General features: G+C 67.2%; 18 protein-coding genes. 6 read left to right on the top strand and 12 right to left on the bottom strand.

Going from position 1 to position 22,568, the window contains the following annotated elements:
- Positions 1 to 149 precede the first annotated feature (149 nt).
- The 3 genes from zapE to ACIGKL_RS07415 all read right to left on the bottom strand — a co-directional run bounded on the left by zapE (position 150) and on the right by ACIGKL_RS07415 (position 3,467).
- On the bottom strand, positions 150 to 1,244 hold the full coding sequence (zapE, locus tag ACIGKL_RS07405) for a cell division protein ZapE (protein WP_397486019.1): 1,095 nt from the start codon (positions 1,242 to 1,244) through the stop codon (positions 150 to 152).
- Between the two features lie 226 nt (positions 1,245 to 1,470).
- On the bottom strand, positions 1,471 to 2,817 hold the full coding sequence (locus tag ACIGKL_RS07410; protein ID WP_397486020.1) for a tryptophan--tRNA ligase: 1,347 nt from the start codon (positions 2,815 to 2,817) through the stop codon (positions 1,471 to 1,473).
- Positions 2,818 to 2,831: 14 nt separating this feature from the next.
- Positions 2,832 to 3,467, bottom strand: a complete 636-nt coding sequence (locus tag ACIGKL_RS07415; protein ID WP_397486021.1) for an alpha/beta hydrolase — start codon at positions 3,465 to 3,467, stop codon at positions 2,832 to 2,834.
- 128 nt (positions 3,468 to 3,595) lie between these two features.
- Here ACIGKL_RS07415 and ACIGKL_RS07420 point away from each other — a divergent pair, with 128 nt between their 5' ends.
- The gene (locus ACIGKL_RS07420; protein WP_397486022.1) at positions 3,596 to 4,030 is read left to right on the top strand and encodes a YhcB family protein; all 435 of its coding nucleotides are present in this window, start codon (positions 3,596 to 3,598) and stop codon (positions 4,028 to 4,030) included.
- A 274-nt stretch (positions 4,031 to 4,304) separates the two neighbouring features.
- Here the strand turns inward: ACIGKL_RS07420 and cysN are convergent, their stop codons facing one another.
- The 3 genes from cysN to ACIGKL_RS07435 form a co-directional block, all read right to left on the bottom strand.
- Positions 4,305 to 6,200 carry a sulfate adenylyltransferase subunit CysN gene (gene cysN, locus ACIGKL_RS07425; RefSeq protein WP_397486023.1) on the bottom strand — a complete coding sequence of 632 codons (1,896 nt, stop codon included), beginning with the start codon at positions 6,198 to 6,200 and terminating at the stop codon, positions 4,305 to 4,307.
- A 12-nt stretch (positions 6,201 to 6,212) separates the two neighbouring features.
- Entirely contained in the window at positions 6,213 to 7,130 is a 918-nt protein-coding gene (cysD, locus tag ACIGKL_RS07430; RefSeq protein ID WP_397486024.1) for a sulfate adenylyltransferase subunit CysD, read from the bottom strand.
- A gap of 133 nt (positions 7,131 to 7,263) precedes the next feature.
- Entirely contained in the window at positions 7,264 to 8,022 is a 759-nt protein-coding gene (locus tag ACIGKL_RS07435) for a Nif3-like dinuclear metal center hexameric protein (RefSeq protein ID WP_397486025.1), read from the bottom strand.
- 111 nt (positions 8,023 to 8,133) lie between these two features.
- On the opposite strand from ACIGKL_RS07435, the gene algW reads away from it, so the two are divergent.
- The 3 genes from algW to ACIGKL_RS07450 all read left to right on the top strand — a co-directional run bounded on the left by algW (position 8,134) and on the right by ACIGKL_RS07450 (position 12,173).
- On the top strand, positions 8,134 to 9,276 hold the full coding sequence (gene algW / locus ACIGKL_RS07440; RefSeq protein ID WP_397486026.1) for a Do family serine endopeptidase AlgW: 1,143 nt from the start codon (positions 8,134 to 8,136) through the stop codon (positions 9,274 to 9,276).
- Positions 9,277 to 9,445: 169 nt separating this feature from the next.
- Positions 9,446 to 11,440, top strand: a complete 1,995-nt coding sequence (locus tag ACIGKL_RS07445) for a TonB-dependent siderophore receptor (protein ID WP_397486264.1) — start codon at positions 9,446 to 9,448, stop codon at positions 11,438 to 11,440.
- Positions 11,441 to 11,453: 13 nt separating this feature from the next.
- Positions 11,454 to 12,173, top strand: coding sequence for a DUF4198 domain-containing protein (locus ACIGKL_RS07450; RefSeq protein ID WP_397486027.1), 720 nt, complete (start codon positions 11,454 to 11,456; stop codon positions 12,171 to 12,173).
- A 48-nt stretch (positions 12,174 to 12,221) separates the two neighbouring features.
- Here the strand turns inward: ACIGKL_RS07450 and speA are convergent, their stop codons facing one another.
- The 4 genes from speA to ACIGKL_RS07470 all read right to left on the bottom strand — a co-directional run bounded on the left by speA (position 12,222) and on the right by ACIGKL_RS07470 (position 16,550).
- Complete coding sequence (speA, locus tag ACIGKL_RS07455; protein WP_397486028.1) at positions 12,222 to 14,132, bottom strand: arginine decarboxylase; 1,911 nt, start codon at positions 14,130 to 14,132, stop codon at positions 12,222 to 12,224.
- A 122-nt stretch (positions 14,133 to 14,254) separates the two neighbouring features.
- Positions 14,255 to 14,626 (bottom strand): translation initiation factor Sui1, encoded by a 372-nt coding sequence (locus tag ACIGKL_RS07460; RefSeq protein ID WP_397486029.1) that lies wholly within the window; start codon positions 14,624 to 14,626, stop codon positions 14,255 to 14,257.
- A gap of 332 nt (positions 14,627 to 14,958) precedes the next feature.
- Complete coding sequence (locus ACIGKL_RS07465; protein ID WP_397486030.1) at positions 14,959 to 15,498, bottom strand: NUDIX hydrolase; 540 nt, start codon at positions 15,496 to 15,498, stop codon at positions 14,959 to 14,961.
- Entirely contained in the window at positions 15,498 to 16,550 is a 1,053-nt protein-coding gene (locus ACIGKL_RS07470) for a DUF2333 family protein (RefSeq protein WP_397486031.1), read from the bottom strand. Before ACIGKL_RS07470 ends, ACIGKL_RS07465 begins: the two co-directional genes overlap by 1 nt.
- Before the next feature lie 342 nt (positions 16,551 to 16,892).
- Between ACIGKL_RS07470 and ACIGKL_RS07475 the strand changes: the two genes are divergently transcribed.
- Together ACIGKL_RS07475 and ACIGKL_RS07480 are read left to right on the top strand one after the other, a co-directional pair.
- Positions 16,893 to 18,506 carry a diguanylate cyclase gene (locus ACIGKL_RS07475; protein ID WP_397486032.1) on the top strand — a complete coding sequence of 538 codons (1,614 nt, stop codon included), beginning with the start codon at positions 16,893 to 16,895 and terminating at the stop codon, positions 18,504 to 18,506.
- Between the two features lie 1,026 nt (positions 18,507 to 19,532).
- Positions 19,533 to 20,576 (top strand): methyl-accepting chemotaxis protein, encoded by a 1,044-nt coding sequence (locus tag ACIGKL_RS07480; protein WP_397486265.1) that lies wholly within the window; start codon positions 19,533 to 19,535, stop codon positions 20,574 to 20,576.
- Between the two features lie 9 nt (positions 20,577 to 20,585).
- Here the strand turns inward: ACIGKL_RS07480 and ACIGKL_RS07485 are convergent, their stop codons facing one another.
- Positions 20,586 to 21,071 (bottom strand): copper chaperone PCu(A)C, encoded by a 486-nt coding sequence (locus tag ACIGKL_RS07485; RefSeq protein ID WP_397486033.1) that lies wholly within the window; start codon positions 21,069 to 21,071, stop codon positions 20,586 to 20,588.
- Positions 21,072 to 21,160: 89 nt separating this feature from the next.
- The gene (locus ACIGKL_RS07490; RefSeq protein ID WP_397486034.1) at positions 21,161 to 22,564 is read right to left on the bottom strand and encodes a PepSY-associated TM helix domain-containing protein; all 1,404 of its coding nucleotides are present in this window, start codon (positions 22,562 to 22,564) and stop codon (positions 21,161 to 21,163) included.
- Between the last annotated feature and the right edge of the window lie 4 nt (positions 22,565 to 22,568).

The raw sequence follows: 22,568 nt of genomic DNA on the forward strand, positions 1-22,568 counted from the left end.
ACAAACAGTAAAGCCTCAGGAAGTGCCGGCGTAGAGCCTTGATAACGGGGACACAGGCTTTTGGTGCGCGTGGCGCACCCTACGCGAATCACCGCGCCAATACGAAAAAGGCGACCTTGCGGTCGCCTTTTTTCATGCTGCGCTAGCCATCAGGGCTTGTGCGGCCGCGACAGGAACTCGTGCGACTGCATCTCCAGCAGGCGGCTGAGGGTGCGCTGGAACTCGAAGGTCAGGCGGCCGCCGGTGTACAGATCCTTGAGCTCCACCTCGGCGGAGATGATCAGCTTGACGTTGCGGTCGTAGAACTCGTCCACCAGGTTGATGAAGCGCCGCGCCATGTCGTCCTTGGGCGTGCTCATCTGCTCGACGTTGGCCAGGATCACCGCGTGGAAGATCTTGCCCAGTTCGATGTAGTCGTTCTGGCTGCGTGGGCCGTCGCACAGCTCGCGGAACTCGAACCAGGCCACGTCGTCGCCGACCTTGCGCGCGATTATGGGGCGGTTCTCGATCATCAGCGCCTCGTGCTCCTGCACCGTGCAGTGCTCCGGCAGCAGGCTCCTGAAGCTCTTGTCCAGGCTGACCTCGGCCTCGGCGTCCAGCGGGAAGTGGAACAGCTCGGCCTGCTCCAGCGCGCGCAGGCGGTAGTCGACGCCGCTGTCGACGTTGACGATCTCGGTGTGCTGCTTGAGCAGGGCGATGGCCGGCAGGAAGCGCGCGCGCTGCAGGCCGTCCTTGTACAGGCCGTCCGGCACTATGTTGGAGGTGGCCACCAGCGACACGCCGTTCTTGAACAGCTCCTCGAGCAGGGTGGCGAGAATCATCGCGTCGGTGATGTCGCTGACGAAGAATTCGTCGAAGCAGATCACCCGCGCCTCGTCGGCGAAGCGCCGGCCGATGACGGTCAGCGGGTTCTTCTCGCCCTTGAGGGTGCGCATTTCCTCGTGCACGCGCTTCATGAAGCGGTGGAAGTGGGTGCGCATCTTCTGCTCGAACGGCAGCGCGTCGAAGAAGGTATCGACCAGGTAGGTCTTGCCGCGCCCGACCCCACCCCAGAAATAGATGCCCTTGACCGGCCCCTGCGGCTTCTTGCCGAACAGCTTGCCGAGCAGACCACCCTTGCCCTGGTCGGCGGCGACCAGCTCGTCGTACAGCCGCTGCAGGTGGCGCACGGCGTTTTCCTGGGCCGCATCATGGAAGAAGTCGGGCCGTTTGAGGTCGGCCTGATAACGCTCGAGAGGAGTCATGATTCGTTAGAGCCTGTTCAAAGTCTGCTGCGCGTCGGGCCTGCCGCGTTAGAAACAGACTCGGAATGCTCATGTACACCAGTACACTCCGCTTCCTCGCCTGTCTCTGCCTTGCATGCCCCTAGCTCGCGAGCCTTTAAACAGGCTCTCAGCCGGGCAAGTAAAAACGGGGGCGTCACTTTAGCGACGCCCCCGGGGATTGGCAATCATGCCTTGGCCGGCAGCCTTACTCCTGCGGCGCCAGGGCCTCGCGCAGACGGCTAATGGCGGCGTCCAGCGCCGCAGCATCGGCGAATGCAGGGCTGGTCGCCACGCATTCGTCATCCAGCCAGACGCCGAAGGCCAGGCCTTCGGCGCGCGCATCCAGTGGTTCGCCGGACTGCAGGCGCTTATTGACCATGCCGGCCGACTTGCCGTCGGCGAAGGCTTTCGACAGCAACAGCTGTTCGCCGGCGGCGTCCAGCAGGCGGAAGCGGAAGCTGCCGTCGTCGTCGCGGAAGCTGACGAAGCGCGCGCTCTTGGCCGCCTTCTTCTTCTCCCCGGCCGCGACCTGCACCTGCTCGCGGAACGAGCGCAGGCCGACCGCCTCGCGCAGTTCGCCGAGGAAGGGCGTGGCGATGCGGCGCGCCTTGGCGGCGCCGGCCAGGAGGATGTCCTCCAGGTCGGCGGGCTTGGCGATCAGCGCGTTGTAGCGCTCGCGCGCCTCGCCCAGCTCGTTTTCCAACAGCTGGTACAGGCGATTCTTCGCCTCGCCCCAGGCCAGGCCGCCTTCCAGCTCGGCGCGGAACTCGGCCTGCTGCGCCGGGGTGGCGAAGGCCTGGTACAGGGTGAACAGGTGCGAGCCGTCGGCGTCCTTGGGCTCGCCCGGCAGCCTGGAATCGGTGACGATGCGCGCCACGGCGTCCTTGAGCTGCTTGGCGCTGCCGAACAGCGGGATGGTGTTGTCGTAGCTCTTGCTCATCTTGCGCCCGTCGAGGCCGGGCAGCGTGGCCACGTCTTCCTCGATCACCGCCTCGGGCAGGGTGAACAGATCCTTGCCCTTGCCGAACAGGTGGTTGAAGCGCTGGCCGATGTCGCGGGCCATCTCCACGTGCTGGATCTGGTCGCGGCCCACCGGCACCTTCTGCGCGTTGAACATCAGGATGTCCGCCGCCATCAGCACCGGGTAGCTGAACAGGCCCATGGTCACGCCGGCATCCGGGTCTTCGCCGGCCTCGACGTTCTTGTCCACCGAGGCCTTGTAGGCATGGGCGCGATTGAGCAAGCCCTTGCCGGCGACGCAGGTCAGCAGCCAGCACAGCTCGGGAATCTCGGGGATGTCGGACTGGCGATAGAAGGTCGCCTTGTCGGTATCCAGGCCCAGGGCCAGCCAGGTGGCGGCGATCTCCAGACGCGAGCGCTGAATGCGCGCCGGGTCGTCGCACTTGATCAGCGCATGGTAATCGGCGAGGAAGTAGAAGGAGTCGGCATCCGCGGCGCGGCTGGCGAGGATGGCCGGACGAATGGCGCCGGCATAGTTGCCCAGGTGCGGGGTGCCGGTGGTGGTGATGCCGGTGAGGATACGGGTGGTCATGGCGTTCGCTTAGATCAGTTCGAAAGACGCGGAAGCAGCAGATCTTTGAGATCGGTCAGCTTGCCGTGAAAAAAGTGGCCGCATTCTGCCACTTTCAGCAGCTCGTGGGCACGCCCGAGCCTCGCCGACCATTCGTAGACCGCCTGCGCTTCGATCACTTCGTCGGTCTCCGGCTGGATCAACACCAGCGGGCAATGGGCCGCAGGGGGATTATCGGCGGTGAGTCGATGCACCGCCGGCGCCACCATAAACAGCTTGCCAAGGGCGACGCCCTGCCCCTCCAGGCGCGCGCCCAGTGCGGCGGCGACGAAGCCGCCGAAGGAAAAGCCGAGCAGGGTCAGTGGCGGCTGTGGATACCTGTCGCGCAGCCAGGCGGCGACGGCTTCGGCGTCGTCCACCTCGCCGCTGCCCATGTCATGGCTACCGGCACTGGCGCCGACGCCGCGATAGTTGAAACGCAACGTGTGATAGCCGCAGTCGCGGGCACTGCGCTGCAGGGTGGAAACCACCTTGTTGAGCATGGTGCCGCCCTGTACCGGGTTGGGATGGCAGATCAGCGCCACGCCACGGGCGTCGGGCACCTCGAGCAGGAGGGCTTCCAGCTGGCCGACGGGGCCAGGGATAAAAACGGCGGTTTCGCGGATGAGCAACAGAGAACTCCGTGACCCCGGATCGGGTCGACTCGTCTAGCAAACTGTCTGCGCGGCACGGCATGGCCGTATACAGCGCAGGTTCGAGCCGCTAACGTAAAGCAAAGCCGTTTTGAGAGGAAGGACTCGTGGAACAGACCCTTACAGCCTGGTTGATACCCGCCCTGACCCTGGTGGTCGGCATTGCCGTCGGTTTTCTGCTCGCTCGCCTAGCGCCTAGCGCCGCACCGAGCCGCACGCAGCGGCAGATGGAAGAGATGCAGGCGCGCTTCGAGGCCTACCAGAACGAGGTGGTGACCCACTTCAACACCACTGCCAGCCTGGTGAAGAAACTCACCCAGAGCTACCAGGACGTGCAGGAACACCTGTCCGACGGCGCCAACCGCCTGGCCCTGGACGAACTGACCCGCCAGCGTCTGCTGGCCGCCCTCAGCAACAGCGAAGGCGGCGAGAAGCGCGAGCGCCTGACCCCGCCGAAGAACTACGAAATGCCCAAGGACTACGCGCCGAAAAGCGACGGCCCCGGCATGCTCGACGAGAGCTACGGCCTGAAGAAGCCCTAGGCCGCACACAGACCGAAGCCCCGCAATTGCGGGGCTTTTTTGTTGGCTGTAGCCCGGATGCAATCCGGGAAGGCTCGACGCGGGCACCGCGGATGGCAGCCAAGCCGCAGGCTCCTCCCCGATATTCGCCTCGCAATCGCGAATGGATTCGCCCCTACAAAGGCCGGATCGGCGCATCGACAGGCCAGCTGGATCTCGCCCGTTACGCCCTACGCAACCGCAGCCAACAAAAAGCCCCGCTGGCTAGCGGGGCTTTATGTTTACGCGCAGGCCGTTAGATGGCGCCGCGGTTACGCAGCAGCTGCAGCACCTGCTTGACGCCCTCTTCCACCGAGACGGTCTGGGTGTCGATCACCAGATCGGCGTCCAGCGGCACATCGTAGGCGAAGGATTCGCCGGGGATGTTGTCGCCGCCGGCGGCGTACAGGCCCTGCGGGTCGCGTTCGCGGCAGACCTGCGGCGAGGCCTGCACGTAGACGGTGAGCACGCGCTCGGCACCGATCAGCGCCTTGGCCTGCTCACGCCCCTCGGCATCCGGGGCGACGAAGGCAGCCAGGGTCAGCAGGCCGGCCTCGTTGAACTGGCGCGCCACCTGGGCGGCGCGGCGCCAGTTCTCGGTGCGCCCGGCGCGATCCTGTGGCAGGCCCTTGTTCAGGTCGTGGCGCAGGTTCTGGCCGTCGAGCACGTACACCGCGCGGCCCATGTCGAACAGCTTGCGCTCCACGGCGTAGGCCAGGGTGCTCTTGCCGGCGCCGGACAGGCCGCTGAACAGCACGGTGGCCGGCTGCTGGCCGAAGCGTGCGGCGCGTTCCTCGGTCGACACATGGGCCAGACGGCCGTGCTGGCCACCGCCCTGGCCGACCGGTGCGGCGATGATCATGCCGGCGCCGACGGTGCCGTTGGTCAGGCGGTCGATGACGATAAAGGCGCCGGTGGTGCGGTTGTGCTCGTAGCCGTCCAGGGCGATGGGCGCGTCCAGGGCCACCTTGACCCGGCCGATCTCGTTGAGCTTGAGTTCGCTGGCTGCGCCCTGCTCCAGAGTGTTCACATCCACGCGATGGACGATGCTCGGGATCGAGCCCGGCACGTAGCTGGTGGCGCGCTTGATGTCGTACTTCTTGCCCGGCAGCATCGGCTCTTCGCCCATCCACACCAGCATGGCCTCGAAGCCGTCGGTGACCTGCGGACGATTGTCGGCATGCACCAGCATGTCGCCGCGCGACACGTCGATCTCGTCCTCGAGGGTCAGGGTGATGGCCTGGCCGGGGCCTGCGTGTTCCAACTCGCCCTCGAAGGTGACGATGGATTTGACCTTGCTGGTCTTGCCCGAGGGCAGCGCCATCACTTCGTCGCCCTTGCGCACGATGCCGCTGGCCAGGGTGCCGGCGAAGCCGCGGAAGTTCAGGTTGGGACGGTTGACGTACTGCACCGGGAAGCGCAGGTCGTCGAAGTTGCGATCACCCGCCACCTCGACGGTTTCGAGGATCTCCATCAGCGACTGGCCGTCGTACCAGGGCGAGCGCTCGGACTTGTTGACCACGTTGTCGCCCTTGAGCGCCGACATCGGCACGAAGTGCAGGGTGGTCGGCTTGAGGCCGATCTTGTCGGCGAAGGCCAGGTAGTCGGCCTTGATCGATTCGAACACGCCCTGGTCGAAGTCCTTGAGGTCCATCTTGTTGACCGCGACGACGATGTGCTTGATGCCCAGCAGGCTGGCGATGAAGCTGTGCCGCTTGGTCTGGGTCTGCACGCCGTAGCGCGCGTCGATCAGGATGATCGCCAGGTCGCAGGTCGAGGCGCCGGTGGCCATGTTGCGGGTGTACTGCTCGTGGCCGGGGGTGTCGGCGATGATGAACTTGCGCTTGGCGGTGCTGAAGTAGCGGTAGGCCACATCGATGGTGATGCCCTGCTCGCGCTCGGCCTGCAGGCCGTCGACCAGCAGCGCCAGGTCGACTTCCTCGCCGGTGGTACCGACCTTCTTGGAATCCTTGGTGATGGCTTCCAGGTGATCCTCGTAGATCATCTTGGAGTCGTGCAGCAGGCGCCCGATCAGGGTGCTCTTGCCGTCGTCGACGTTGCCGCAGGTGAGAAAGCGCAGCAGCTCCTTGCGTTCGTGCTGGGCCAGGTAGGCGAGGATATCCTCGCTGATCAGATCAGACTGGTGACTCATGATGAGGAATCCTTAGAAGTAGCCCTGGCGTTTCTTTTCTTCCATCGAACCGGCCTGGTCGTGGTCGATCACACGGCCCTGGCGTTCGCTGGTCTTGGTCAGGAGCATTTCCTGGATGATGTCCGGCAGGGTCGCCGCGGTGGACTCCACCGCACCGGTCAGCGGATAGCAGCCCAGGGTACGGAAACGCACCATCTTCTTGGTGATGCGCGCCTTCTCCTCGTCCGACAGGTGCTCGAGGATGCGCTCGTCGTCGATCATGATCAGCGTGCCGTTCTTCTCGATCACTTCGCGCTCGGCGGCGAAGTACAGCGGCACGATCGGAATCTGCTCCAGGTAGATGTACTGCCAGATGTCCAGCTCGGTCCAGTTCGACAGCGGGAACACGCGGATCGACTCGCCCTTCTTGACCTTGCCGTTGTACACGTTCCACAGCTCGGGGCGCTGGTTCTTCGGATCCCAGCGGTGCTTGCTGTCGCGGAAGGAGTAGACGCGCTCCTTGGCGCGGGACTTCTCCTCGTCGCGGCGCGCGCCGCCGAAGGCGGCATCGAAGCCGTACTTGTCCAGCGCCTGCTTGAGCCCCTCGGTCTTCATCACGTCGGTGTGCTTGGCACTGCCGTAGGTGAAGGGGTTCATGTCCTGCGCCACACCATCGGGGTTTATGTGGGTGAGCAGATCCAGGCCGTATTCGCTGACCATCTTCTCGCGGAAGCGGTACATCTCCTGGAACTTCCAGCGGGTGTCGACGTGCAGCACCGGAAACGGCAGCTTGCCGGGAAAGAACGCCTTGCGCGCCAGGTGCAGCATCACGGCAGAGTCTTTACCGATGGAATAGAGCATTACCGGGTTGTCGAATTCGGCGGCCACTTCACGAATGATGTGGATACTCTCCGCCTCCAGCTGCTTCAGGTGGGTCAGTTTATCGAGCATGGCTACTCACGGTTTGCTGTGTAATTGGGCCGGCGGGCCGTGGACGAGGGCGCACTCTAGCACAGCGCCCGCTTCTAATCAGGACGCTGCTTAGATCGAAAAGGCCTAGTTTTATACCCGCGGGCAATCGCCCTCAGATCGGATTGGGGCAGTCGATGAACAGGTGCTCGAGGGCGAAGCGTCGCGCCAGGTAGTCGCCCAGCGCCTGCACGCCGTAGCGTTCGGTGGCGTGGTGGCCGGCGGCGATGAAGGCGATGCCGTTCTCCCGCGCGCTGTGGAAGGTCTGCTCGGAGGCCTCGCCGGTCAGGTACAGGTCGACGCCGGCGGCGATGGCCTGATCGATATAGCCCTGGCCGCCGCCGGTGCACCAGCCGACCCGGCGGATCAGTCCCTCGCCCTCCACCAGCAGCGGCTCGCGCCCGAGCGCCTGCTGCACCTGACGAGCGAAATCGGCGGCGCTCATCGGTTCTTCCAGCGAGCCCACCAGGCCTACCGTGCGCGGGTTGTCCGGCTCCAGCGGGCCCTCGACGACGATGCCGAGCTGGCGCGCCAACTGCACGTTGTTGCCCACCTCGGGGTGCAGATCCAGCGGCAGGTGATAGGCCAGCAGGCTGATGTCGGCGGCCAGCAGCGCCTTCAGGCGGCGCTGCTTCATGCCGGTGACGCAGGGGTTCTCGCCCTTCCAGAAGTAGCCGTGGTGCACCAGCAGCACGTCGGCCTCGGCCTCGATGGCCGCTTCGATCAGCGCCTGGCTGGCGGTGACGCCGCTGACGATGCGGCGCACCTGCGGCCGGCCCTCGACCTGCAGGCCATTGGGGCAGTAATCGCCGATGCGCGCGGCGCCCAGATAGGCGTCGGCTTCGCCGACCAGGGTGGACAGGGCAATGGCCATGGGGTTTCCTCACAAGGTGTTGCGGGCCGCTGCCTTATTGGCCGGCACCTCTCTATAATGCGCCACCTTAAGGGGCACCTTGGCCCCTCGCAACTCTCAGAGATCGTCTCGATGCCCCAGGCCCTGCGTTTCCTCGGCTGGCCCTTGCTGGTCGGCGTGCTGCTCGCGCTGTTGATTATCCAGCGCTACCCGGAGTGGGTCGGCCTGCCTCGCCAGGAAGTGCAGCTGGTGCAGGCACCGCTCTACAGCCGCCTGCAGGAAGGCCCGGTGTCCTATGCCGAGGCGGTGGACACCGCCTCGCCGGCGGTGGCCAACCTCTACACCACCAAGCTGGTGAGCAAGCCGGCGCACCCGCTGTTCGAGGATCCCACCTTCCGCCGCTTCTTCGGCGACAACCTGCCGCGCCAGCAGCGCATGGAGTCGAGCCTGGGCTCGGCGGTGCTGATGAGCCGCGAGGGCTACCTGCTGACCAACAACCACGTGGTCAGCGGCGCCGACCAGATCGTCGTGGCGCTCAAGGATGGTCGCGACACCCTGGCGCGGGTGATCGGCACCGACCCGGAAACCGACCTAGCGGTGCTCAAGATCGACCTGCCCGACCTGCCGGCCATCACCCTGGGCCGCTCCGACACCATCAAGATCGGCGACGTCACCCTGGCCATCGGCAACCCCTTCGGCGTCGGCCAGACCGTGACCATGGGCATCATCAGCGCCACCGGGCGCAACCAGCTGGGCCTCAATACCTACGAGGACTTCATCCAGACCGACGCGGCGATCAACCCGGGCAACTCCGGCGGCGCGCTGGTCGACGCCCACGGCAACCTGGTGGGCATCAACACCGCGATCTTCTCCAAATCCGGCGGCTCGCAGGGCATCGGCTTCGCCATCCCGGTCAAGCTGGCGCTGGAGGTGATGCAGGCGATCATCGAGCACGGCCAGGTGATTCGTGGCTGGCTGGGCATCGAGGTGCAGCCGCTGACCCCGGAGCTGGCCGAGTCCTTCGGCCTCGAAGGCCGCCCCGGCATCGTCGTCGCCGGCCTCTATCGCGACGGCCCGGCGCAGAAGGCCGGCCTGCAACCGGGCGACCTGATCCTCAGCATCGACGGCGAACCGGCCGGCGACGGCCGCCGCTCGATGAACCAGGTGGCGCGCACCAAGCCGGGCGACCAGATCCGCATCGAGGTGCTGCGCAACGGCAAGCCGCTGGAACTGACCGCGGAAATCGGCCTGCGTCCTCCCGTCAACGGCAACTGACCGGCTGAATTTTCACCTGGGAACTCTTCTCGATTGGATTTAATGTTATGTTATTACATTAAATCCAATCGACAGGAGCCCTCCCTTGCGCACCACCCTTGCTCTGCTTGCCAGCCTGCTGGCTCCCAGCGCCCTCGCCACGCCGTCTCCCGCCCAGCTCGAGGACGCCATCGTCAGCGCCGACGCCGAGCTGGCCGACGGTCCGGTGCAGGGCTACCGCGCCACGCGCTCGGCCAGCGCCACCCGTACCGACACGCGCATCGAGGAGATTCCCCAGAGCATCGCCGTGGTGCCCGCCCAGGTGCTCGACGACCTGGGCAGCACGCGCATCGACCGCGCCCTGGACTTCGCCGGCGGTGTGTCGCGGCAGAACAACTTCGGCGGCCTGACCTTCCTCAACTACAGCGTGCGCGGCTTCACCACCGGCGAGCTGTATCGCAACGGCTTCGCCATCAACCGCGGCAGCTACAGCGCGCCGGACGCCTCGGCCATCGAGCGCCTGGAAGTGCTCAAGGGCCCGGCCGCGGCCCTCTACGGCCGCGGCGACCCGGGCGGGCTGGTCAATATCGTCAGCAAACGCCCGCAACTGGAGCCCTTCAGCCAGTTCAAGGCCAGCGCCGGACGCTGGGATCGCTACCGCAGCAGTCTCGACGTCAATACCCCGCTAAACGAGGACGGCAGCCTGCTGTCGCGGGTCAACCTGGCGGTGGAGGACAACGGCAGCTTCCGCGATCACGTCGGCAACCGGCGACAGATCATCAACCCGACCTTCAGCTGGCAACTGTCGCCCGATACCCTGCTGATGATCGACAGCGAGTTCTCGCGCACCGACTCGGTGTTCGACCGCGGCATTCCGGCGGTCGACGGCAAGCTGGGCGCGGTCAAGCGCTCGACCTTCCTCGGCGAACCCAACGACGGCAAGATCCGCAATGACAACCAGCTGCTGCAGGTCAGCCTCGAGCATTATCTCAGCGATGCCTGGAAGCTGCGCCTGGCCAGCCACTACAGTCAGGGCGCGCTGGACGGCAACAGCTCCGAGCCGTCGCGGCTGATCGGCGACCAGGTCACGCGCTTCTACCGCGAGCGCAGCTTCGAGTGGAACGACAGCATCACCCAGGCCGAGCTGCACGGCCAGTTCGAGCTGGCCGGCTGGCAGCACCAGACGCTGCTGGGCCTGGAGTACGAGAACTACCGCAACAGCCAGAAGTACCCGCAGAGCGTCACCGGTTTGGGCTACGGCCAGCACATCTACAACCCGATCTATGGCCAGCCCAAGCCGCCGCTGGTCAATCCCAACGACTTCCACGAGCACACGGAAAGCTACGCCCTCAACCTGCAGGATCAGATCAGCTTCAACGAGCGCTGGAGCGGCCTGCTCGGCGTGCGCCTGGAGCGTTTCGAGCAGACCGCGCTGAACCGCAGCACGCGGGTCAGCAACGAGCAGAGCAAGGAGGTCGCCACCCCGCGCGCGGGCGTGCTCTACCAGCTGACCCCGGAGGTCGGCGTGTTCGCCAACGCCTCGATGTCGTTCAAGCCCAATGCCATCGGCGCTCAGGGTCAGGTGTTCAAACCGGAAAAGGGCCTGGGCTACGAGACCGGCCTCAAGCTCGACCTGCTCGACAGCCGCCTGGGCGCCACCGTGGCGCTGTTTCATATCGACAAGGAAAACGTGCTGACCGCCGACCCGAACAGCCCAGGCGACAGCATCGCCGCCGGCAAGGCGCGCAGCCAGGGCCTCGACCTGCAGATCACTGGCCAGCTCAGCGAGGCCGTGCGGGTTATCGGCGCCTACGCCTATATCGACGCCGAAGTGACCGAGGACAACAGCATTCCCGAGGGCAGCGACCTGCTCGGCATCGCCCGCAACAGCGCCAGCCTGATGAGCGTCTACCAGTTTCAGGGCGGTGCCCTGCAGGGCTCGGAGCTCGGCGCCGCGATCACCCATGTCGGCGACCGCTCCGGGCAGACCGGCAGCGATTTCCAGCTGCCGGCCTACACCACGGTCGACCTGCTCGCCCGCTGGCAGGCCACCCGCGACCTCAGCCTGGGCCTGAACCTCAACAACCTGTTCGACCGCAAGTACTACGAACGCTCGTTCAACAGTGTCTGGGTACTGCCCGGCGAGCCCCGCAACCTCAGCCTCAACCTGACCCTCAACCTCTGAATCGGAGTTTCACATGCGTATCCCTGCCTACCTGCTGCTCGCCGGCCTGTTCGCCAGCGGCGACGTTCTTGCCCACGGTCTGTGGACCGAACAGCGTCGCGGCAACATCGAGACCGTCTACGGCCACGGCGCCGAGGACAATGCCTTCAAGGCCGAGAAGATCAGCGGCGCCTGGGCCTATGACGCCGCCGGCAAGATGATCCCGGTGACCGTCGAGCGCCTGAGCGACCACGCCCGCCTGCAACCCTTGAAGACCCCCGCCGTGCTCGGCGTGGCGCTGGACAATGGCGCCTGGTCGAAGACCCCGGACGGCCAGTGGATCAACCAGGGTCGCAGCCAGGTGGCGAACTCGACCCAGTCGCTGCACACCTACAAGTACAGCCTGGCGATCTATGCCGAAGGCGCCAAGTTGCCTGCGCTGGAACAGCTGAAGCTGGTGATCCTGCCGGAAACCGACCCGCTCAAGGTTGGCCCGGGCAAGTCGCTGCCGGTGCGGGTGCTGGTGGACGGCAAGCCGCTGGCGGGCGTCGAGCTGGTCGGCGACTACCGCGGCGCGCCGCACCAGGTCAGCGCGGTGACCGATGCCGAGGGTCGCGCCCAGGTGCCGGTGCGCAACCAGGGGCTGAACATCATCAGCGCCGAGGTCAGCCTGCCGGTGGCGAACGACGCGGATATCGAGACCCGCGGCCTGTTCGCCTCGTTGACCTTCCTCGGCCAGGCGCACCACGAATAAGCGTCGCCGGCCCGACCGCGCGCCCACCAGGGCGCGCGGTCAGCAGGCTCAGGCCAGGTAGGACGAGCGGGTCAGGCCCAGGCGCAGGGCGTCGAGAAACTGGGTGCGTTCGCGGGCGCTGATCTTGGCGCTGGCCACCTTGTCGCGGTAGTGGGTCATCAGCTCCTCGGGCGACAGGTGCACGTAGCGCAGCATGTCCTCGATGGTGTCGTGGGTCTCGATGCCGGCGTGCACCACGCTGCCGTCGGCCGCCTGGTAGATGTTCACCGAATCGGTATCGCCGAACAGGTTGTGCATGTCACCGAGGATCTCCTGATAGGCGCCGACCAGGAAGATGCCCAGCACGTAATCCTCGCCCTCGCGAATCTCGTGCACCGGCAGGCTGGTCTCGATCGACTGCTCGTCGACGTACTGGCGGATCTTGCCGTCGGAGTCGCAGGTCAGGTCCTGCAGCACGGCGCGGCGCAGCGGCTCCTCGTCGAGCCGCGACAGCGGCAGGATCGGCAGGATCTGGCCGATGGCCCAGGTGTCCGGCAGGCTCTGGAACACCGAGAAGTTGCAGATGTACTTGTCGGCGAGCTTGTCGTTGAGTTCGTCGAGCACCGCACGGTGCGAGCGCTGGCGCGCCTTGAGCTGGTTGTGCAGGCGCCGGCAGATGGCGAAGTAGCACTGCTCGGCCAGGGCCTTCTGCGCCAGACTCAGCTTGCCGGCCGAGTATTGCGCGGCCACTTCCTCGATGTAATGGGTGGCGCGCCAGTAGGTCTCGGCGACCATCTCCGGGTCGCTGTCGTCGAGCAGCTCGATCAGCACCTGCAGCACTTCCGGCTGCTCGACGCTGGCATCGATCTCCGGCACCTTGTCGTTGTGCCGCTCGACGTCGGTGACCTGCACCAGCAGCACGGCATGGTGCGCGGTCATGGCCCGGCCGCTCTCGGAGAAGATGTGCGGATGGGGGATTTCCTGGCGGTCGCAGAATTCCTTGAGCATGTCGACCACCGCGTCGGCGTAGTCCTGCATGTCGTAGTTGATCGAGCTGGCGTTGCGCGAGTGGGTGCCGTCGTAGTCCACGCCCAGGCCGCCGCCGACGTCGATGTGGTCGACCGGCAGGCCCATGGCGCGCAGCTCGCCGTAGTAGCGGATGGCCTCGCGGAAGCCCTTGCGGTAGTCGGCGATATTGGCGATCTGCGAGCCCATGTGGAAATGCAGCAGGCGGATGCCCTGATCCAGCCCGGCGGCCTTGAAGCGCTCGACCACCTGCAGGATCTGCGCGGCGGACAGGCCGAACTTGGACTTCTCGCCGCCGGTGTCGGCCCACTTGGACGATGCCAGCGAGGACAGGCGCACGCGCAGGCCGATCTGCGGCGCGACCTTGAGCTCGGCCGCCTCCTCGATCACCAGGCGCACCTCGGATTCCTTCTCGATGACGATGAACACGTTGTGGCCGAGCTTCTGCCCCATCAGCGCCAGGCGGATGAACTCGCGGTCCTTGTAGCCGTTGCAGACGATGGTGCCGCCCTTCGGCGCCAGCGCCAGCACCGCCAGCAGTTCGGGCTTGGAGCCGGCTTCGAGGCCGATGGAGACGTTCTGCGTGGCGATGATGTTCTCGATCACCGCCTCCTGCTGGTTGACCTTGATCGGGTACAGCGCGGTGTAGCGGCTCTGGTAGTCGAGGCGCGCGATGCTGGCGTCGAAGGCGCCGGTCAGGCGCCGCACGCGGTCCTGCAGGATGTCCGGAAAGCGCACCAGCAAGGGCAGCGACAGGCCGCTCTGGCGCAGTTCGTCGACCTGGTCGTAGAGGTCGATGGGCGCGCTGTCCGGGCCGTTGGGACGCACCTCGATGCGGCCGGCGTCATTGATCGAAAAATAGCCGGCGCCCCAATGGCGAATGCCGTAGACACTGCGGCTGTCGGCTACGGTCCACTGGCTGCCGTCGTCTTTGCGGGTGCGTCGTGCGGACATTGGGTTCTCCCATGAGAATGAGTCTGGCCTTCTAGGCGGCCAGCCTGGAAATTAAGGGTGCAAGATGACGTTTGCTCGGCGGTTGACCGCATGAGCGTCATCGAAGTTTAGAAAAGGACTTATCAGCCGCCGGACTTCTTCGCGGTGAAACCGCGTTTGCTCAGTTCCGCGAGGAGCAACTCGACATGATCGCCCTGGATCTCGATCACCCCGTCCTTCAGTGCGCCGCCGGTGCCGCAGCGCTTCTTCAGCGCGCTGGCCAGCTCCTTGAGCGGCTCATCGGCCAGCGGCACGCCGCTCACCGTGGTCACCGTCTTGCCGCCACGCCCCTTGGTTTCGCGGCGTACGCGGGCGATGCCGTCGCCTTCGGGAATGCGCGTCTGTTTGCAGATGCAGGCGTCCACCGGCTGGCCGCAGTCGGGGCAATGCCGACCACTGTCGGTGGAATAGACGAGACCGCTCAGGGCGGAAAATGACGAAGCTTTCTTGACCACCGGCTTGTCCTCGTAGGGGTCAGGATAGCGACTGGTCGACGGGCGTCGACCGCGAAGCCCCACTCTGGCAGGGGCAGCGCAAGCGGACAGACGTCCGCCGAAAAGGTCGCGCAGTGTAACGGCAAAGGCGGCGCTTGCTAAGACCAGATTTGCGTCATTGTGCGGCACTTAGGCGACGCCGTTCGCCATCGCGCACGGCGTGCTCGGAATGCCTTACGCCGTAGGGTGCGCTGTGCGCAGCAATAGCGCGAACAACGGTGCCAATACAAACACCCTCTCCCGCCCTTCGGGCACCCTCTCCCATAAATGGGAGAGGGTCATCAGAGGGCCTGCTACGCAGGCCGCTTCAAGTAGCGCTCGAGCGCCGCCAGCGAATCCGGGCAATAGGGCAGCCGGCGGGTCTCCTCCAGCGCCTGCTCGACGCTGATAAAGCGCGCCTCCAGCACTTCTTCCGGCTGCAGCACCAGCGGCGCGTCGGACACCGCCGAGTAAGCCATGCACCACAGCCGGCTTTCCGCGGCGTCGTAGAGAAAATGCGCATGCTCGACCAGCTCGGCATCGACTATGCCCAACTCCTCGGCCAGCTCGCGCGCGGCCGACTCGGCGTAGGCCTCGCCCTCCAGCACCATGCCGCCGGCGGCCACGTCCCAGTAGCCGGGATACAGCGCCTTGCTCAGGGTGCGCCGGTGCACGCAGAGCAGGCCGGCCGAGTTGAACAGCAGGATATAGGTGCCGCGGCCGATCAGCCGGCGCTCGCGCAATTCGGCGCGCGTCACCCCGCCAAGCGGCCGGTCCTGTTCGTCGACCCAGGCCACCCGCTCGGCGTCGGAGGCGGCGCGATGCGCCGCTTCCGCCTCGGAGATCGCCGCCATCAGCCCTGGCTCAGCAGCTGGCGCAGGTCGATGATCGCCGCGTTGGCCCGCGAGATGTAGTTGGCCATCACCAGCGAGTGGTTGGCCAGCAGGCCGTAGCCGCTGCCGTTGAGGATCATCGGGCTCCACAGGGTTTCCTGCGCCGCCTCTAGCTCGCGGATGATCTGCCGCACGCTGACCGTGGCGTTCTTCTTCGCCAGCACGTCGGCGAAATCCACCTCCACCGCGCGCAGCAGGTGGGCCAAGGCCCAGGCCTGGCCGCGCGCCTCGTAGAACACGTTGTCGATCTGCAGCCAGGGCGTCTCGTAGATGCCGCCCTCGCCCACCGCCGTGGCGTCCGGCTCGCTCGGCAGCACCTCGGTGTTCAGGCGCACCTGGCCGACGCTGGCCGACAACCGCTGCGACAGCGAACCGAGACGGGTGCCGGCGTCGCCCAACCAGTTGTTGAGGTTGTCGGCGCGGGTATAGAACTGCGCGTTCTGCTTGCTCGGATCGGCCAGGCGGGCCAGGTAGCGATCCAGCGCCTTGATCCCTTCGCGGTACTCGGACTCCGAGGCCGGCAGCGCCCAGCTCTTGTTGTCGAAGTGGAAGCGCGGCTCGGCCTGGGCCAGGTCCGGGTCCTCGGTGGATTGCGACTGCGAGCGGGCGAAGTCCTTGCGCAGGGCGCGGGAGAAGTCGCGCACCTGCACCAGCACGCCGTATTCCCAGCTGGGCATGTTGTCCAGCCACAGGCCGGGCGGCGCCAGGTCGTTGGACAGGTAGCCGCCGGGCTTGTCCAGCAGGGTGCCGGCCACCTGTTTGAGGGTCTCCACCGTGGTGTAGCCGCCGACCAGCTGGCGCTTGGCCTGCTCCGCCGCGGCCTGGGCCCGCTGCTGCACCGGGAAGGCCGACGGCTCCTGGCTCCAGTACCAGCCGACCACCAGGGCCAGCAGCAGGTAGACGCCGAGCAGTCCGCCGACCGCGCGGCCGATCAGGCTGGCGCCGCTGCGCTCGCCTGCGTGCGTGGCGGCGGCGTCGGGCGAGCTCGCCGCGCGATTCTTCCAATCCAGCATGACAGTGTCCTTCCTTCAGCAAATTCGAATGTTCGACCGCGCCCCGGGCAACGGGTTGCGGCCTGTCCCGCACTATAAGGCAAGCACGCCGCAAAGCGCAGGGCGCACGGGCAAACTTACCGCCGGTGGCAAGTCAGTGGGAAAAAGCTAGGTTTAGGTGGCCTGCCATCCCTGGCGGTCACCCTGATGGGCCGTCGCAAGCGATTAAAAATAGCTCCATGCAATTTTTTGTCGCCTATTCGACAGAAAACACGACGCCAATTGATCGGCGGCACTGTCAGCGTCGCCAGCAGGTGATAGCATCGAGCCACCACTGACCCAGTCATTTAAAGAAGTCGGCCCATGACCGAACACCCGGATCCCAGTCGAGATCGCCTCAAGCATCACTTCGCCCAGCGCGTGATCCACCAGGCGCGCCAGGTGCTGGAGGTCTGGCAGCGTCTGCAGCGCAGCGAATGGAACGACGCCGGCATGGCCGAACTGGGCGAGGCCAACCTGCGCCTGCTGCGCTACGCCGAGCGTTTCGAGCAGGCCGAGCACGCCCAGCTGGCGCAGGCCATCGCCGCCAGCCTGGCGGCGGTGGCGGACAACCGCGGACGCCTCAACAGCAGCCTGATCGGCCAGCTCAACCTGGCCATGCAGCGCCTGTCGCGCACCGGCCTGCGCCACGGCGACGCGTTCGAGCAGACCTTCCTGCCGCCGCTGCGCAAGCCGGTCTACCTGGCCCTGCAGGACATCGCCCGCGCCGAGCGCCTGGCCCAGCAGCTGGAGTTCTTCGGCCTGGCCGCGCAGGCGCTGGCCGACGCCGCGGCGTTCCGCGCCGCCATCGCCGAGCGCCACCCGGCCGCCATCGTCATGGACGTCGACTTCGCAGGCGCCGGCCTGGAGCTGGCCGACTCGCTGCAGCAGGGCCTGGAGCAGAAGATTCCGCTGTTGTTCTTCAGCCACTGCGACACCGACACACCGACCCGCCTGGCCGCGGTGCGCGCCGGCGGCCAGGAGTTCTTCACCGGCTCGCTGGACGCCTCCAGCCTGCTCGAACGCATCGAGGTGCTGACCCACGTCGCCCAGTACGATCCCTACAAGGTGCTGATCGTCGACGACTCCAAGGCCCAGGCCACCCACACCGAGCGCGTGCTCAACAGCGCCGGCATCCTCACCCACACCCTGACCGAGCCGATCCAGGCGATGGACGCGCTGGCCGAGTTCCAGCCCGACCTGATCATCCTCGACATGTACATGCCCGAGTGCAACGGCGCCGAACTGGCCAAGGTGATCCGCCACAACGACCGCTACGTCAGCGTGCCGATCATCTACCTGTCGGCCGAGGACGACCTGGACAAGCAGCTCGACGCCATGAGCGAAGGCGGCGACGACTTCCTCACCAAGCCGATCAAGCCGCGCCATCTGATCGCCACCGTGCGCAACCGCGCCGCCCGCGCGCGCAGCCTCAAGGCGCGCATGGTGCGCGACAGCCTCACCGGCCTGTACAACCACACCCACACCCTGCAACTGCTGGAAGACGCCTGCTTCCGCGCGCGCCGCGACGAGCAGCCGCTGGCCTTCGCCATGCTCGACATCGACCACTTCAAGAAGGTCAACGACAGCTACGGCCACCCCATGGGCGACCGGGTGATCAAGAGCCTGGCGCTGTTTCTCAAGCAGCGCCTGCGCAAGACCGACCATATCGGCCGCTACGGCGGCGAGGAATTCGCCGTGGTGCTGCCGGACACCGACGAGCAATCGGCGCTCAGGGTGCTCGAGGAAATCCGCCAGCGCTTCGCCGAGATCCACTACCCGGCGCAGCCACAGGACCTCTCCTGCACCTTCAGCTGCGGCATCGCCATGCTGCAGCCGGGCCTCGACGGCAACGCCCTGTCCAAGCAGGCCGACGAGGCGCTGTACCGGGCCAAGCACGGCGGACGCAACCGGGTGGAGCTGTACCGCGGCGAGTGAAGGCTCGCCGGCCACACGAAGCGTGACGCAACGCACAACGTCATCAGCCTGTAACCAAACCGCAATAACCTCGCGGGCATCGTTCAGCCGTCGATCGAGCCCGCCATGCGCCTCAAGCTGCTCACCAACCTCAACACCCTGCTGCTGGTCACCGTCTGCGTCGCCCTGGCGGCGACCCTGTGGTGGTCGCAGCGGGCGCTGCAACAGCCCTTCCAGCTGATGGAGCGCTACCTGGCGCTGTCCCAACAGTTCCAGCAGGACGTCGCCGGCAATATCCAGGCCTACCTGGCCAGCGGCGACGCCCTGCGCCACAGCGCCGCGGGCCAGGCCATCGACGGCCTGGCGCTGGCGCTCGACGAGCTGCCGGCGCCGCTGGCCGAGGAGCTGCGGCCGAGCCTGGAGCAATTGCGCACCTTCAGCGCGGGCGAGCTGCTCGCCGCCGGCAAGCTGGCCGGCGACCCGCAGGGCCTGCTGCTGCAGGCCGAACGGGAGATGGGCGGCGCGCTGGAGCAGCTGGCGCAGTACGCCGACTCGGCCGCGGGGGCGTCAGCGCAGGATTACCGCCGCCCGCTGTTCGACGCCAGCCAGCACCTGGCGCGCCTGGGCCATGCCCGCGGGCGCTTCGTCGCCCAGGGCCGCAGCGAGCTGCTGGCCGATATCGAGCGCGAACTCAAGGCCCTCGGCGCGCAGGCCGGGCGCTTCGACGGCCTGCCGCTGCTCGGCGTGGCGGCGGCCTCGAACTCGGCCAGCGCCGGCTTCGCCGCCCTGCTCGGCCTGGCCGACGACAGCAGCGCCAGCCAGGCGGAGGATCGCGGCGTCGCCCTCAAGCGCGACTTCGCCGCCCTGGTCCGCCGCTACCCGGCCGAGCTGCAGCGCACCCGCGAGCTGGTCGAGCAGCGTCAGCAACTGGCCGCCGCCACCCGCGCGCGCATCGACCAGCTGCAGCAGGCGCTGGCCGCCCTGGAGCCGCAGGTCAAGGCCGAGTACGCGCGCATCCAGGGCGACGTGCGGCTGATCCAGGGCCTGATGATCGGCCTGATCCTGCTGATCGCGCTGACCATCGACCGCATCCAGCGGCGCCTGACCCGGGTGCTCGGCCAGCTGGTGCCGGCGCTGTCGGCCTGGGCCCGCGGCGACTTCGCCACGCCCATCGCCATCGGCGCGCGCACCCGCGAGCTGCGCGATATCGAGGACTCGCTCAATCACCTGCGCCGCTACCTGGTCGAGCTGGTCGCCAGCATCCGCGGCCACGCCGAGCAGGTCGCCGGCTCCAGCCGTACCCTGGCCGAACTCAGCGGCGGCCTGCACGCCGGCGCCGAGCGCCAGGCCGGCGACACCGCGCTGATCCGCGACGCGCTAAGCGAACTGGAGGCCACCATCGGCCAGGTGGCGCAGGACGCCAGTCAGACCGCCGACGCCAGCCGCGACGCCGACCGCGCCCTGGAACAGGGTCAGCGGGTCATCGGCCAGAGCCTGGAAGGGCTGCACGCGCTGGTCGGCGAGGTGCAGGACAACGCCCAAGCGATCGAGCGCCTGGCCGAGGAGACCGCCACCATCGGCAGCGTGCTGACGGTGATCCGCGGCATCGCCGAGCAGACCAACCTGCTCGCGCTCAACGCCGCCATCGAGGCCGCACGCGCCGGCGAGGCCGGGCGCGGCTTCGCCGTGGTCGCCGACGAGGTGCGCTCGCTGTCGCAGCGCACCGGCAGCGCCACCGCCGAGATCCAGGAGCTGATCGGCCGCCTGCAGCAGGCCGCGCGCCAGTCGGTCAGCGCCATGCGCGCCCAGGTCGAACACGCCGAGGCCACCGCCGGCAAGGCCGAGGCGGCCGACGGCGCGCTCGACGAAATCGTCGCGGCGATCCGCACCATCGCCAGCATGGCCGAGCGCATTGCCGACGCCACCGCGCAGCAGAGCGAGGCGGTCGGCGAGATCCGCGAGCACGGCGAACGCATCCACCAGCTCGGCGGCGACAACCTGCAGCGCATCGGCCGCAGCCGCGACCAGGGCGAGCAGCTGCTGCACCTGGGCGGGCAGCTGCATAGCGCGGTGCAGGTGTTTCGCGTCTAGCCGCGCGCCTCAGTGCTGGTGATGCTGGTGCTCGTGATTGGCCTCGGCGGTCGGCGCCTCTTGCTGCACCGCCACCTCGACCTCGACCTGGCCGGCCTTCTCGAAGGTCAGGGTCAGCGGGAAGCGTTCGCCGTCCTTGGCCTGCTGCTTCAGCTCGAACAGCATCACGTGGTAGCCCATGGGCGCGAACTGCACCTCGCCGCCGGCGGGGATGGTCACGTCCTGCACCTGCTGCATCTTCATCACCTCGCCTTGGTGCACATGCTCGTGCAGCTCGGCCTTGCCGGCCACCGGGGTGCTCACGGCGAGCAGGCGGTCGGCCTCGCTGCCCCGGTTGTGCACCACGAAGTAGGCCGCGGCGGTCGGCGCCACCGGCGGCATGGCGCGTGACCAGGGGTGGTCGATATGCAGGTCGCCGGCCTGGTAGTCGTGGGCCTGGGCCAGCAGGCTGGCGCCGAGCAGCGCGCCCAGCAGCAGGAATTTGTTCGGCAGCATGGTGATCCTCCAGTTGCGATAGTCGGCCGTAGCCTGAATGAATCCGGCGACGCCGGCCAGGGCCGCGTCGCCGCGATAAAGGTTGCGCGTCAGTCGCTGGCCAGCCGGCGCCAGGCCGGCAGCCGCGCCAGCAGGCGATCCAGCAGCCAGATCAGCAACAGCGAGGCGCCGACCAGCGGGAAGACCAGGCCGAGCGTCAGCATGATCGCCACCCCGACCTTCCAGCGCGGCAGGTCGTGACGCAGCGGCGGCACGCCGAGGCGGCCGGCCGGGCGGCGCTGCCACCAGAGCACCAGGCCGCTGACCGCGCCGAACAGGATCAGCAAACAGACCAGCGCCATCAGCAACTGGTTGGCCAGGCCGAACATCTTGCCCTCGTGCAGCTTCACCCCGCTCTCCACCGTTCTGGCCACCAGGCCGTAGTCGCGCCAGCGCAGGTCGGCGAGCAGCGCGCCGCTGTACTGATCCAGGTGCAGGGTGGCGTCGTTGCGCGGGTCGTCGGCGAACAGGGCGACGGTGTAGACCCCTTCGGCGCCGCGCGGGAAGCTGATGCTGTAGCCCGGTTGCACGCCCTGCGCCGCGGCGGTGTCGACCACCTGCTGCAGGCCGATTTGCGCCGCCGCGGCCGCGCCGGCGTGGCGCTGGCCATGGTGCCCGGCATGCGGGTCGGAGGCCGGCAGCGGCGTCACTTCCACCGCCCAGGCCACGGTCTGCTGGCGACTGTCGTTGAGACTGCCGGTCAGTTGCCCGGACGTCGGCACCTTGTCCCACATCGCCGCGGGAAAGTGGTTCCAGGCGCCGGCGAACTGTGCGCCCCAGAAACCGGTCCAGGTCATCCCGGTGAGCAGCATCAACAGCAGCAACAGGCTGCCCCAGAAGCCGGTGACCGCATGCAAGTCGCGCCACAGCAGGCGCCCGCGGGCGCCCAGGCGCGGCCACAGCACGCCGGCGCCGCCACTGCCGCGCGGCCACCAGAGGTACAGCCCGGAGACCACCAGCACCACGCCCCAGCCGGCGGCCAGCTCGATCAAACGGTCGCCGACTGTGCCGAGCAGCAGATCGCCGTGCACCTTGCGCACCACCGCCTGCAGGTTCCAGGTGGCGTCCTGCACGCCGAGCAGAGTGCCGCGGTAGGGGTCGAGGAACAGATTGAGTTCCTGCCCGTCCTGGCCGATCACGAACTGCGCGCTGCGATCCTCCGCCAGCGGCGGCAGGTACTTGCTCACCGTTGCCTGCGGATAGGCCTGGCGCACCAGGGCCAGCTGGCGGTCGGCATCCAGCTGCCGTTCGCCCGCTGGCACCTGCAGCAGATCGGCGTACAGCCACTGGTCCAGCTGCGGCTTGAACAGGTAGATCATGCCGGTGATCGACAGCATGACCATGAAAGGAATGACGAACAGCCCGGCACAGAAATGCCAGCGCCAGGCCAGGTTGTAGAAAGCGGGCTGCACGCGCATGCGAGCCCCTGCAACGGCATCGGGGAGTGACGACATGGGA

Origin of the sequence: Pseudomonas sp. NPDC077186 (assembly GCF_044543505.1) — a bacterium.
GTDB lineage: Bacteria > Pseudomonadota > Gammaproteobacteria > Pseudomonadales > Pseudomonadaceae > Aquipseudomonas.